The sequence below is a fragment of the Haematospirillum sp. 15-248 genome (assembly GCF_012102665.1).
Taxonomy (GTDB): Bacteria; Pseudomonadota; Alphaproteobacteria; order Rhodospirillales; family Rhodospirillaceae; genus Haematospirillum.
Genome location: NZ_JAAVTF010000019.1, coordinates 1 through 13,001 on the forward strand (window position 1 = coordinate 1; position 13,001 = coordinate 13,001).

7 protein-coding genes and 1 pseudogene are annotated in these 13,001 nt (G+C 58.9%); 4 read left to right on the plus strand and 4 right to left on the minus strand.

The window, feature by feature from the left end; all coding sequences use genetic code 11:
• Positions 1–425: 425 nt before the first annotated feature.
• Together HEQ72_RS11830 and HEQ72_RS10910 are read left to right on the plus strand one after the other, a co-directional pair.
• The gene (locus tag HEQ72_RS11830) at positions 426–845 is read left to right on the plus strand and encodes an ImmA/IrrE family metallo-endopeptidase (protein WP_168023388.1); all 420 of its coding nucleotides are present in this window, start codon (positions 426–428) and stop codon (positions 843–845) included.
• 702 nt (positions 846–1,547) lie between these two features.
• Positions 1,548–1,706 carry a hypothetical protein gene (locus HEQ72_RS10910; RefSeq protein WP_168023389.1) on the plus strand — a complete coding sequence of 53 codons (159 nt, stop codon included), beginning with the start codon at positions 1,548–1,550 and terminating at the stop codon, positions 1,704–1,706.
• A gap of 577 nt (positions 1,707–2,283) precedes the next feature.
• Here HEQ72_RS10910 and HEQ72_RS10915 read toward each other — a convergent pair.
• Complete coding sequence (locus tag HEQ72_RS10915; protein ID WP_168023390.1) at positions 2,284–2,949, minus strand: hypothetical protein; 666 nt, start codon at positions 2,947–2,949, stop codon at positions 2,284–2,286.
• A gap of 139 nt (positions 2,950–3,088) precedes the next feature.
• Between HEQ72_RS10915 and HEQ72_RS10920 the strand changes: the two are divergent.
• Positions 3,089–3,934 (plus strand): annotated as a pseudogene (locus HEQ72_RS10920) (Tn3 family transposase); the annotation flags it as partial.
• A gap of 41 nt (positions 3,935–3,975) precedes the next feature.
• Here HEQ72_RS10920 and HEQ72_RS10925 read toward each other — a convergent pair.
• Genes HEQ72_RS10925 through HEQ72_RS10935 form a run of 3 tightly spaced genes read right to left on the minus strand, consistent with a single transcriptional unit; the run spans position 3,976 to position 12,827 of the window.
• Positions 3,976–4,224 carry a hypothetical protein gene (locus tag HEQ72_RS10925; protein ID WP_168023391.1) on the minus strand — a complete coding sequence of 83 codons (249 nt, stop codon included), beginning with the start codon at positions 4,222–4,224 and terminating at the stop codon, positions 3,976–3,978.
• Positions 4,217–11,119 (minus strand): hemagglutinin repeat-containing protein, encoded by a 6,903-nt coding sequence (locus tag HEQ72_RS10930; RefSeq protein ID WP_168023392.1) that lies wholly within the window; start codon positions 11,117–11,119, stop codon positions 4,217–4,219. Before HEQ72_RS10930 ends, HEQ72_RS10925 begins: the two co-directional genes overlap by 8 nt.
• A gap of 22 nt (positions 11,120–11,141) precedes the next feature.
• The gene (locus HEQ72_RS10935; RefSeq protein WP_168023393.1) at positions 11,142–12,827 is read right to left on the minus strand and encodes a ShlB/FhaC/HecB family hemolysin secretion/activation protein; all 1,686 of its coding nucleotides are present in this window, start codon (positions 12,825–12,827) and stop codon (positions 11,142–11,144) included.
• Between the two features lie 56 nt (positions 12,828–12,883).
• On the opposite strand from HEQ72_RS10935, the gene HEQ72_RS11770 reads away from it, so the two are divergent.
• A partial coding sequence (locus HEQ72_RS11770; RefSeq protein ID WP_209316246.1) for a DNA methyltransferase occupies positions 12,884–13,001 on the plus strand: 118 nt, incomplete at its 3' end.

Here is a 13,001-nt window from a genome sequence, read left to right on the forward strand (position 1 = left end):
TACGGCTAATTGCCGTACGCGTCAAGTAGGGAAGGGCCCCGGTCCCATGACAGGAGAACCATGTCCAGCGCCAGTATTTCCACACAAAATCCATATGAGAAGATACGGTGCCCTTAGGTAGAAATCATGTCCTTGAGCACAGCGTCCGCCACGTCACAGATGAACAGGTCATACTGCGGGTGACGCTCAGGAAGCAGCGCGAGTTGTGGGTTTGGAGACTCAGAAACCATGACTAATATTCGGGGTTTTACCCACCAAGATTCGGGGTTTTACCCACCAATTAAGGGTAAAGAAGGCTAAATAGCGCTTTTAAATCAATGAGTTGAAGACTTTGCAAAAGCCCTTAACACCTATTTAACACCTATTTAACACCCACTTGTGCAGTCAGGCCTGTGGATAACTTTTGCCGACAGAAAGATGCCTGGATGAAGTTTATAGATAAATTCACCTTCATCAACGCGGCGCGAGAGACGGCCCCCGTTAACGTTCACCTTCTGTGCCACGCCCTAGGTATAGACCTCCATGAAGACACCTTACCCGCATATATCAACGGCATGATCGAGTGCAATCGGCGGGAGCATTACGTTATAAAGATAAACAGTGAGGACTCTGACACGCGGAAACGATTCACCATAGCACATGCACTCGGGCATTGGGTCTATCACAGGCCCGTCATGGACGCGGGAATATGCGACAGCCAAGCATACACAAGCATACCATCAGCTACCTTTCACAACCGGCACATCTCCTTATGCCGGAGGCTCTGGTATATGCTCACCAAGACAAAGGGGTCACTGATCCGGCTGCCTTGGCTGATCTTTTCGGCGTGTCAGAAGAAACCATGAAGATCCGGCTTGGAGCTATGTCCGCGCGCTAAGGTGCCCGGACCATTTTCGTGGCGTCAGGAAAATGGTCCGGCCAAACACGCCGGCACAAAAAATGAAAGGTCCTCGGGACAACCCCCCAAAGACCTTTCATCGACCGGGAACAGCCCCCAATCCTTCATGATCCTACCATCAAGCTAAGGGGCGCACCAGCCTCGACGCTTCCCCCCTGTGTAGGGGCGGGCAAGGCCAGCCTGTATCATCGCTGCATGAACGGGCTGGCCGTCCACCATTACAAATGGCCGCCACACGCCCGTACTTGTCGCGTGTTGGCTTCTCCAGCGTGATTTTCCCGCTGCCAAGCAGGAGCTCTACCTCGGCGCGTGCCTGCAAAGCGGCCTGCCTCTCCCCGGAAAGCTTGAGGCCATTGTATGGCCTGCAATGGCCTCCGCTCTCCAGCGTAATGGGGCGCGTTCGCTCCGGCCATTGCAAAAAAACAGGAAGCCAGAAAACCTTGTGCCCTGCTTTTGTGACCTTGTTCCCGCGTCTGTAGAGGCTGTTCCCGGCTGAAAAAGGTCTGTGCCCAAATTTTTGGCCTCTTTTTCCCTCTTGTGCCCTCCCAAGCCCAGAAACTCTAAAACAGAAAAGGCGAAACGTATTGATTCGGCTGTCTTTTCTGTTTTAGGCTCAAAAAACTAACAGAGGCAGGATACGCATTTTGTCATGACAAAATGCCATTTGGGGACGTCTGAAGCTCTTGGCGAAGACATGAGTGATTATGTCCGCCGTGCTATCGAAGCCAGACTTTCCTGGACCGGGGCCGCAGAGCGCAAAATTGCAAGATCACTGAACATCAAGCCCACCAGAGACTGGGGAACCTGAAAATGTTCGCTAAAGGCTCCTTCTTAGCGTGGCTTTACGAAGAAACCTTCCGATGGGGCCATGTACTCATCGGGGTGATCAACAAAAGGAGCCGCGTGGTCGCGGGCAAACTGAACCCGGCGGCAAGCAGCGCTGCCTGTTCGGCCTTGTAGGCAGACCCTTCCTGTTGCAGGGCCTGTCCTCTGGCATGGTCTGCCATCGGTGATGGAGACGCCGGGCATTTTTCAACGTAATTGTTATGTCTTCGGCATAAAAGCCAGATCGGAAATTGCCGCCCCTCCGCCCCTCCACCAATGCAAACCCATTGGTTCCTGTGCGTCAAACTTTCCCATCGGAACCCATACAATATTACAACTAAAATTATTACAATCTATTGACCTAGAAATAATATTATTGATTCCCCTAGGTGAAGCAACAGCGTGTGAATATGCAATGCCATTGCATAATATTTTATTATATAGCCTCATTGCTATTTTATTAGACATTACATCAAATCCAATGACACATGACATCTGATCGTAATTATGAAAATCATTCCCACTTATAATAATATCTCTACCTATTATGCATTCCATTATCATTCTTCCTTGATAATTTTAACCGGAATATCTCCAATAGCCGTTCGTTCCATTCCACCGCCAGGCATATTGAATGCGGGTTCAACTTTGGAAGGAGCAGAAAACTTACCAGCAGGAACTTCTAAAATAACTCTAACCTCTGGTGTTTGCGGCAAGGCAGAACGCTGACGTGCTCGCAAAGCATTAGATGATGCAGAATTGGTTACATAGTGCGTACCTTCTCTTCCTCCCCGCAACAAACCCGTCTTTCTTGTAGCCTCCAACTCTGCATTTGACATCCATCGTTGCACAATTTCCGTCTTATTTTCGAAACTGTACTTAACAGAATCACCGGAATAGAGCCCCGGTATTTCCACTCCTTGGGAAGCGGTCAGCGTGTTATTTCTGGCTGCCCCGCGTGGGGCGTTTGCTTTTTCGAGGGCATGGCCGGTCTTTCCTGCCTCGTCCACCACCCCTTTTGCGGCGACGTCGGGTGTAGCTGGAGTGTTGGTTCCTTCGCGGAGGAAGGCGTTGGCGGCTGGGGTGTCCGGTGTGGTGCGGGTCAAGGCGCCGCCCGCCGTGGCCGGCTTAAGGCCACCCAGGCCCACTTTTTCCGCCACCCGGTCGAGGGCATGGCCGGCTTTTTCGCCGATGTCTCCGGCCAGTTTGCGGGCGCTGTTCCCCATTGCCTGGACCGGGGCGCTGGCAAGAATGTCGTCGGCCGTTCTTGGGGTTTGAGTAGCAACGGAGCAGAAAACCTACATAAGGATTTCAGGGCTCGTCAGGGTCAGTCTTCTGAGGATCGCGTAGCGGCCTAAGTTCGCCTCGGACCAGTTCACCGGTCTCAATGCCATAACTGTCCCGGGGACCTTGCGCGATAGCCTCAATCTCCTCGCTGTCGTGCTCGAGCAGGAAACCGAGTTGCGGCCGACCGAGATCATGACCGACACAGCCGGATATACCGATACCATCTTTGGCATATTCTACTTGCTCGGATACCAGTTCAGCCCCCGTATCGCTGATGTTGGCGGCGCGCGGTTCTGGCGCGTCGATGGCAAGGCTGATTACGGCGTTCTCAACGATCTCGCCTCGAACAAGATCAACATGAAGCTGATCCTGGATCACTGGGACGACTTGCTGCGTCTTGCCGGCTCGCTCAAGCTCGGCGTGGTTCGGGCCGCAGACCTTACCCGAGCGCTCCAGACCAACGATCGGCCCACACGGTTGGCCCGCGCCCTTCAGGAACTCGGCCGCCTCATCAAAACCCTCTACCTTCTCCGCTTCATTGATGACGAAGCCTATAGGCGGCGTATTCTCGTTCAACTCAACCGGGGTGAAGGGCGACACCAGCTCGCTCGCGCCTTGTTCCACGGGAAGCGCGGGGAATTGCGTCAACGCTACCGTGAAGGGCAGGAAGATCAACTCGGAGCGCTCGGCCTGGTCGTCAATCTCGTCGTGCTCTGGAACACGATCTACATGGATGCCGCCCTGAATCAGCTCATGGCAGAAGGCCACGACGTGCGACCCGAAGACGTTGCACGCCTGTCGCCGCTTGGCTCAAAACACGTCAATATGCTCGGCCGATACGCCTTCTCTCTGCCGGAATTCGTGGCCCGAGGCGAACTTAGGCCGCTACGCGATCCTCAGAAGACTGACCCTGACGAGCCCTGAAATCCTTATGTAGGTTTTCTGCTCCGTTGCTACTCAAACCCCTATCTGGACTCTCCAACGGGTCCCCAGAAACCTTCGAACGGAGCTTGGGGCGCAACCAAGCGCCATATTCTTCCAGAGTCCTTGCATGCATACCATTTTTCATCAAAGGACGGACCAGCGTAATACTCTTGAATTTCAACCTCTAACATATTTCCATTCGCTATTTGCATATGTATCCATTTAAGAAATCTATTGTACTCTCCCGGACCCTTGAAATGGTCTACGATCTCCCACTCATCATCAATCATTTTTTACCCATTCCTTCATAATAACTGTTTCTTTTGGAAGTATAACTTGACTGCCACCTCCCACAAGGCTGCCCTGCTTTCCAGCATATCCTTCGTAATAACGGGTTCCTGGCGGCAGTTTTATTTCGACAATTCCTGACATTTCATTACCCCACTCAGGCTTTATTGCACTATCAATTGTTGCCTGCAGGGGGCCTTTGGGACGTACCTTACTCCAGTATCCCCCTAGCTTGGGAGCCTCTCCACCGTATATGCGGTACAAACTTACAGGATTTTGGGAAATTATTTCTTTGTAAGTAGAAGACCTGAACGTATCAGCAATTTTATCTGGCAGAGGACCTTTATTCATAGGCCCATAGTTACCCAAAATCTGATCCTGGAAGCCTTTGGTGATCGCCTTGCGGTCAAAGGCTGTCTTTCCTGCCTCGTCCACCACCCCTTTTGCGGCGACGTCGGGTGTAGCTGGAGTGTTGGTTCCTTCGCGGAGGAAGGCGTTGGCGGCTGGGGTGTCCGGTGTGGTGCGGGTCAAGGCGCCGCCCGCCGTGGCCGGCTTAAGGCCACCCAGGCCCACTTTTTCCGCCACCCGGTCGAGGGCATGGCCGGCTTTTTCGCCGATGTCTCCGGCCAGTTTGCGGGCGCTGTTCCCCATTGCCTGGACCGGGGCGCTGGCAAGAATGTCGTCGGCCGTTCTTCCGATCGCGCGGGCGACCGGGGCGAAGGCCTTTTCTGCCCCGCGGACGGCGGCTCCCCCCACGGCGACAGCCCCGGCGACGATCATGTTCTCGGAGGTCAGCCCGGCCTGCTCCAGACGCTGCTGCAGCACCTGGTCCTGCACGGATACCGGGTTGTCCGGGTTCAGCGACTGCAGCACCCCCTGGCCCAGCGGGGCCCGGTAGTTGGCCCGGGTTTCCTGAAAGCTGTTCCGGGCTGTGTCAACGCCGTCGTAGACGACAAGACTGCCCACCCCGGCACCGACCACTGTGGGGGTTCCCGCTGCTGCTGCCGCAACACCACCAAGGACTTCCGCACCCCCCACTGCCATCTTGCCGGCCCCGATGGCCTGGCCCACCACACTGTTGTTGGCGGTGAGAAGATCCAGGGCCCGGTCCCCGCGCGTATACGCATAAAGGCCGGTCGCCAGCAGGCGGGACTGCTCCTTTACATACCCGCGGCCACGGTCAACACGCGCCTGAAGCGTTGCGTAGGCGGGGTCGTCATCCTGCACCCCCGCGGTCGCATGGCGCAGATACAGCGCCGCATCTTCCAGACGTTCCTTCTCGTCCTCGCTGGCCCCTTCACCAAGCTCGGCCAGAACACGCGCCTGATCCGGGTGCAGTTCGCGGTTGTTGGCGCGTGCGAGGCTGGCGATGCGGGCGGCGGTTTGGACCTCTTTGGCGGAGGCGCCGGTCAGCATGGTGGCGGCGGCGCCGGCCAGACCGGCCAGCTGGACCCTCATCCAGGCATTGTCGGACAGACCGTCAAGGACCGGGCTGGCCAGTTCCTGCAGGCCCGCCCCGACCGCCCCGGCCAGGCACGACCCGCTGGTTGCCGCCCCGATGCCGCAGCCGGCAGCCGCGTGCACCAGAACCTTGCGCACATCGCCTTCGCCGATCCCGAATTCAACGCCCAGATCCCCGATGCCCTGGAACACCTGCCCCGACACAACGTTGACCGCACCGTTCACCAGCGCCGAACGGGCCGCGGTGTCCAGACCTTCTCCGTTGACGGCCATATCCACAACAGCCAGCACACCGGTGTTGACTGCGGCCTGCGCCACCGTCTGCCCCAGTCCGGCCAGATGCCCTGCCGAACTGGCAACGCCTGCCCCGGCTGCGGCCGTGGTGGTGGTTGCAGCCGTCGCCCCGGCTGTTGTTGTCGCGGTGGTGGCCCCGGTACTGGCTGTTGACCCGGCTTCGGTGCCGGCTCTGGTTATGCCGCCGTCAAACCCCAGGCCATCACTGACCCCCTGGGTCAGGCCGGCCGTCAGGGCACTGACCACCAGGGACCGCAGGGTGTTGCTGGAAACAATGGAACGCAGCGCGCCCTGCATGTCACCGGACACCGCGCCGTTGGCAACAGAGGTCGAGACCGTCCCCGCAACACCGGCCAGGACGGCATTTGTCATGGTCATGGCTGTCAGCTGGGCCGCTGTTCCGGCATAGGTGGCACCGGCCATCGACATGGTGGCCATGCCAGCCGACACCGACGTGCCGGCTGCCACTTCGGCAACACCGACGATATTGGCAGCCAGGCTGGCCGTGGCCCCGGCAGTGAGAACAGCGGTGGCAAGGGCAATCAGGACCATGGCCCCGCCACCTATGCCGCCTTTCTGGTCATGCCAGCTGCGGTAGGTCTCTTCCACGCCCTTCCAGTCAACCCCCGGCAGGGTCCGGAGCGTTGCCAGATAACCAAGGCCCGGGGCCTGTGAAAGCTGGTCAAGGTCGGTTGCCAGGTCGCCGGTCGCACGGTATTCGACCACGATACCGCCCGGGCTTTCGACCACAAAGTCGCCGCCGGATTCCAGAAGGGCGTGCCGGACCACCTCCCGTTCGTGGCCACGTTCTGTCATCGTCCACTTCAGGCCACCGTCCCGGTGTTCCGAAACCGACAGGACATCGCGTTCCGTGTCCGAGAGAAGGTGCAGCCTGGCATCCGGGGCCGCAAAGCGACCCTTCCCGACCCGCAGGGTCAGGGTGCCACCGGCGGAAACACGACTGGCGCGGATGGTGGTGTCGGATCCGGACTCCGTCGTCAGATCCGCAACAGAGCTGACATCAGAGCCTTTTATGCCGGTAAAGGCATGCTGCTCCGTACGGAAGCCACGTCCCCCCAGGAAGCCACCAAAGGCACCGGATTTCTTGACCCGGTACGCGTGCACATACTGTTCGTGCAGTGATGTGACACGCAGTTCGCCCAGGGCGGTAATGTCGATATTGCCGCCGCTCTGGATCCGGGACCCGGCAATCTCCATGTCACCGCCGGCATCCAGCGATACGGCGCGTCCCCCCGAAAGGACGCTGCTTTCATAGGTCAGCCGGCTCTCGTTGACATGCTCGGTCTTCTTCTTCCTGAAAAGACCCCGGCCTTTCGAGGTCGAACTGGACGCATGGCGCGAGGCCTGCGCACCCGCTGCCACAGACAGGGCGTTGCCGGCGACCACATCAAGCCTGCCGTCGGCCGAAACCCGCGAGGCCTCGATGCCGATATCCGTACCCGACAGGCGGACATCGCCACCGGACAAAACCGATGATCCCTGAAGGCGCTCAGCATACGCACTCCGCGTGCTTCTGCCGCTGCTGCCCGCATCGCTGGACACATCCCGCGTAGCACCGACAACAAGATCCCGACCGGCTTTCAGCGTCGCATTGCCGGCAGCCTCAACCTTCGACCCCAGAACGGAAACCGCGCCATCCGCTTCAGCCATCAGGGTACCGCCCGTGGAAACGGATGATCCCCGGGAGCGTTGGGAGTGCGCGCTGTGCGTGCTTCGGCCGATGGTCCCGGCATAGGTGTGCTCATCGCGCGTAGCACCGACAACAAGATCACCGCCGGCCTTCAGCGTCGTATTGCCGGCAGCCTCAACTTTTGATCCCAGAACGGAAACCGTACCACCGGCCTCAACCGTCAGGGTGCCGCCCACATCAACCGTACTGCCACGATGGGTAACCGCTGCTCCGGATCCCCCGCCAATCTTTGTCCGGACGGTCCTGTATGCGTCACAGTCGCTCCTGCCTGCGGCACAGTCCGGGTTGCGCACACGCCGCTCGGCATAGGAGGCCCGGGTAAAACGGGTTTCTTCCTTCAGGCCTTCGATCGCGACATGACCGGCCTGGCTTTTGACGGCAAGATTGCCATCGGCTTTGACCCTAGTGCCAGCAAGGCGGACGGTGTCATGGCCGGATACAGACATCGCCCCGCCGGCGGCAAGCTCGCCACGTTCCAGATCAATGGTTCTGGCCGCAAGGGTTGTCTCGCCCGTGCTTTTGATCTGCCCGCCCCCGCGCTGCCTGATGTCACCGGCGGTGATGGTTGTGGTGTTCCCGGCCACCAGCGCACCATTCCGGCGGTTCAGGAAGGCCATGGCCGCAGAAAGCGGAACGGTTCCATTTTCCAGTACCGGCGGGGATGCCAGGGCCTGCACAAGGTTCTCGCTGAGGAAGCGGTCTGCACCAACCTGGATTGGGCGTTCCTCGGGAATGGCACTACCAACGACAGATCCGCCCGGCCATACCGTACGATCCAGCGACAGGATTTCAGACAGGCCCGGCTCGTGCTGTGCGGCCATGGGGCCGTAATTGAGGCGATCGAGAAGATACGCCGATGACAGGAAGGCTTTCAGGTCACCCGGTTTCTCGACGGGGAGATCGCTTTTGGCAATCCGCAGGATTTCCTCCAGCTCCGTCCTCAGGGTGAGCAATGTGGAAGTCTCTGCCCCCGGAGTGCTGGTGACACGGTATTCCTGACCGGGACGGGCCCGTCCCGGCCCGGGCGTTGTCGCGGCCTGTCGATCGTGAATCTCGTCAACATGACCTTTACCCGTCTGGCTGTTGATCTCTGCCAGCATCTCTGCGGCGCTGCGGCTGCCGATCGTCAGGTTGTTGACCTGTTCCGCCCCGATATCCAGTATGCCACCGGCCTCAATCACCCCCCCGAAGGTCTCGACGAAATCAAGGGTGCCTTCGTGACAGCTGTAGCAGGCGCGTTTGTGAACCTCGTGACGGGTACGGCTGGCCCCGAACGCAATATTGGTTACGGTCCGGGCCGAGATCTTCAGGTCCTCTCCGGCCCGGATTTCTCCGTAAACATTGCGGATACTGTCGGCATCCAGCGACAGGCCGCCGCCGGAACGGATCGTGGCCAGCACACCATCATTGTTGAGGGCATCCTCGGTGATCGTCACCAGGATGTCGTAGCCCGCTCCGGAACCGGCACGGATCGCTTTCCACAGCGCACTGACTTCGGGCAGGATGGCCCCGTCCTTGATGTATTTCGGGTCAATCGCGGACAGGGTTGTGTCGTCCAGCGCCTGTCCGCTGGCAAGCTTCTCCCAGAGGGCAATATACCGCGTCCTGTAGGCGTCCTTGACAGGGAACGGGTCGGCTTGCTCCACAACCGGTTCATCAACAACGCTGTCTTCTGCGGTGCTGTCGTCTGCAGCAACGACCGGCGTAACGCGCGCCTCCTCAACCAACAGGTCGCGCATGAAATCAACGAGAGAGGGGACCCCGGCCTCGACAGCCTTTCCGCCCAGATTCTGGAAGTAGGCCACCCACGCCGCGCTCGACCTGTCGGGATTGTCCTTGTCAAGGGCAGACGTGCGAAGCAGGCTGACAATACGGGGGTCCAGCGGCGTATCCCCCGAGACCGTGCCGGAAAAGAAGGTCTCCAGAAGGAGCAGGTAATCGTCACGTTTTCCGGGGTCAACGGAACCATCCGGCGCGTGGATGTCCGCTGACACCAGGCGATTGCGGATATCCTCGCCCGGATTTACGGGGCCGGACTGTTCTATGAACCTTCTGACCGTGTCCTTGATCCTGACGGTCGGGGCTGTCCCCTGGTTGACAATGGACTTGGCCTTGATATTTGGAAGCGTCTTTCCGGCCTCTATCGTGCCATTCCTGTTCACGACAGATTCGGACCGTCCCTCCTCTCCTTTCGCATGGCCGATATCGACCGTGTTTTTGCCGATGATCTTTCCGCCATCGTTGAGAACAAGCGGCGCATCGATGACACTATCCCCGTCAGAGAGTACAGCGCCCCTGTTCTCGACCAGCCGCCCGGCGGCCAGGGTTGTCTTCTGCCCGGACTTGATCGTCCCGCTGTTCTTGATGGTATCAACAGCCCCGATCGAAACCGATGCGCCCGCGTCGATGGTGCCCGTGTTGTCAACCGTATGAGCTGCAACAGAGATGCCGCCTGAACTTTTTATGGTACCGGCGTTCTCGAACCGGGCTGTTGTTGTGATGGTGGTGTCCGTGCCGGCGGACAGGCTGGACCCGGATCCAAGGCGGATATACCCCTTTGCATCAAGCGTCAGGCTGGAAGCCGAGGCCATCGCGCCGTTCATGTTGACGCCGGCCCCGTCCTCGGTGGCAACAAGGGAAATCTGCCTGGCATACATTCCGCCCAGGGCGGCAACATCGAGGGCGATGTCCGGGGCCGGGGTATCAACGGTTATCGGGTCGGCCGCGAGGCTGTTGGCATCAACCCTGTTCGTCCCCATGACAACGTTCAGCGTGAGGCCCTTGACCTTGGCTTTTTCACGCAGGGCAATGGTGCGGGCAACAAGATCGATCTGACCGATGGATTGATCTTCCTTGGTGGCATCAAAACCCGTTCCGTCGAACAGGATATCGCCGCCGCGGACCTCAAAGCGCTCCAGCTCACCTTGGTCATTGAAAATGGCCGCCCCGGTCGAGAGAGTTGCCCGGCTGGTATTGATGAAGCCACAGCTGTTACAGGTGATGCCATCCTCGTTGATCACAACGACGCGGGCTGTCGGTCCGACCACTTCCAGCAGACCGTCCATCTGCGAGCGGGTACCGCCGATGACCTGATGGATGATCAGCTCGGCCTCATGCCCGGGGGTGAGGTTGGGATTGCCCTCGATAAATCCCGCTTCAAGCTTTGAGTAGGCGGCAATGGCCGAATTGTTGTCGATGGCTCCGCGCAACGGGACATCGAACGTATGGTGCAGATTGTTTGATACGCCACTGCTGTTGGGCGTGTTGATGTTGAAGAGCGGGATCCCGCTCTTTGACTGGTCGTCAAAGGCACGTTCCGTGTTCGTGACCGGCTGGGCATGGACCAGAACAGGAGAGAGCGGGTAAAACAGGGCCGCAAGCAAGGCCGATGCTTTCTGGAACAGACGAAAGGCGCGTATCAGTGTGTGCATGGCTTCCCCCTGGCTCCTGTCCCTAGAACGACAGCGCCATCTGCACGTACTTCACCGTGCCAGGATCGGTAAAAGAGGCCGGGCGCTCAAGGGCCCGTGCAACAGTCAGGTCAAGATGAAGCCGGCTGAAAAGAGACAGCCGGACGCCTGCCGAAGCCCCGACCAGAACCGATTGCCCATAGGTCCGGTGATCATCGGCGCTCAGGGTGACAGAGCCACCGTCCAGCCCGAGAACGAACGCAACCTGTGTATCAGGGTCCTGGTGCAGCCGGATCGCCAGATCATTGCGGGTCGAGAGACCCTTGCTTCCTGACAGGCTGTTTTCCTGGAACCCGCGTATGCCGAAATAGCCACCGCCCAGGGAAAACCGGTCGGAACTCGACAGGGCACTGCGTGAGTACTGGCCCCGTATCTGATGATCCAGACGCAGAAGACCATCCATGAACCGGGCATGCACCGCCGACGTACCCGTAATCAGGAACGGCTCCGGATCAAGCCCGGGGTTCAGGGGTCTTCGTGCCCCCAGGGCCTCCAGGCCACGGATCGCATTCACGGACCAACTGTGGTAGCCTCCGCCAAAGTGGGCCCGTCCGTTCAGGCCAACCTTCGCCTTGGTCGCAAAACGACGCTGGACAAGGACCTCATGGTCACCCAGATAATTCCTTGAACGGGACAGGCCGACCCCGGCAACCGCATAGACCTTGGCTGCCTGACCACGCCACAGAAGGCGCTGCAGGTCTGCGGACAGCCGGTGATTATACCCATGCAGGGGGAAGCGCTGGTTGATGCCCGGAAGCGTGAACCTGTACGTGTTGTACCCGGCTCCGATGTGCAGGCCCCAGTTCCCGAAAGGGATCAGATAACGGCCGTGTACATCCCGGGCGTAGGTCTTGCCCCCTGAAAGTCCCCTTGTCGTCGATGATACGCCAAGCCGGAGCGTGTCGTTGCGATTGAGGAGATTGTCGTAATGGACGTCTGCCCCGGTCTTGTAGCGACCGGTATTCCGGTAGCCAAGATTGTCCAGGGACAGGCGTCCCCCGAGCGGGAACCTGTTTTGCGGGGATATCCGGACAATGGAGGTCCCGTGGCGGGTTCCGGGGTACAGCTTGAAGGTGCCGGACTGTGTCGGCGGAGCGTTGAAGTTCTCAAGGGCCTGTTCGATATCACGCAGGTTGACAATATCCCCCTGTCCTGACGGAAAGGCAGAATGGATACGGGAATCAGCCGCCTGCCCCCCTTCATAGTCGAAGTCCTCGATCCGTCCGGGAATCACAAGAACACGAAGCGTACCACCGGAGAGATCCTGCTCGGGCAGATAGACCCGGGTCGTGATCCACCCCCTGCCGGCATAGAATGCGTTCATGCTGTCCAGATAGCGGCTCAGATCACCCTGGCGTACGCACGTGCCGTTCAACCTGTCGACATCAGGGGGAACCAGGTCCAGGTCTTCGGCTCCTTCAAACCTGGTTGTGGATACCGGAAAACAGGGACCCGGATCCTCTTCCCGGTCATCCGGTCCGTCCCCGGGACGTTCCAGATGAATATCAGGCCGTTTGTCCGGTTCGGTGTTGAAGTCCCAGTCCCTTTGCTGCCGGCGCAACTGCTCCTGCTCGATGGATTTCACAACATCCTCGGGCGTGACCTGCGCAACCCCCGGACAGGCTGCAAGAAAAAGGGATGCAAGCACACACAGGACAAACCGGATCATGAACACACAAGGCCCTCCCCCCGGAACCAGTCAGGGACTGGCCGAAAGCCGTCGTCCTGGATTTTTTTTCCGGGTCCGGAACAACCGCCCATGCAGTCATGCGTCTAAATAGACAGGACAGTGGGTGCCGCCAGTCGATTTCCATTACAAACAACGAAGTTGCTGCTGACGAAC

Excerpts from the sequence above, each read along its gene's own strand:
- HEQ72_RS11830 (WP_168023388.1), top strand. The coding sequence starts at position 426 with ATGAAGTTTATAGATAAATTCACCTTCATCAACGCGGCGCGAGAGACG.
- HEQ72_RS10910 (WP_168023389.1), top strand. The coding sequence starts at position 1,548 with ATGACAAAATGCCATTTGGGGACGTCTGAAGCTCTTGGCGAAGACATG.
- HEQ72_RS10915 (WP_168023390.1), bottom strand. The coding sequence starts at position 2,949 with ATGGGGAACAGCGCCCGCAAACTGGCCGGAGACATCGGCGAAAAAGCC.
- HEQ72_RS10925 (WP_168023391.1), bottom strand. The coding sequence starts at position 4,224 with ATGATTGATGATGAGTGGGAGATCGTAGACCATTTCAAGGGTCCGGGA.
- HEQ72_RS10930 (WP_168023392.1), bottom strand. The coding sequence starts at position 11,119 with ATGCACACACTGATACGCGCCTTTCGTCTGTTCCAGAAAGCATCGGCC.
- HEQ72_RS10935 (WP_168023393.1), bottom strand. The coding sequence starts at position 12,827 with ATGATCCGGTTTGTCCTGTGTGTGCTTGCATCCCTTTTTCTTGCAGCC.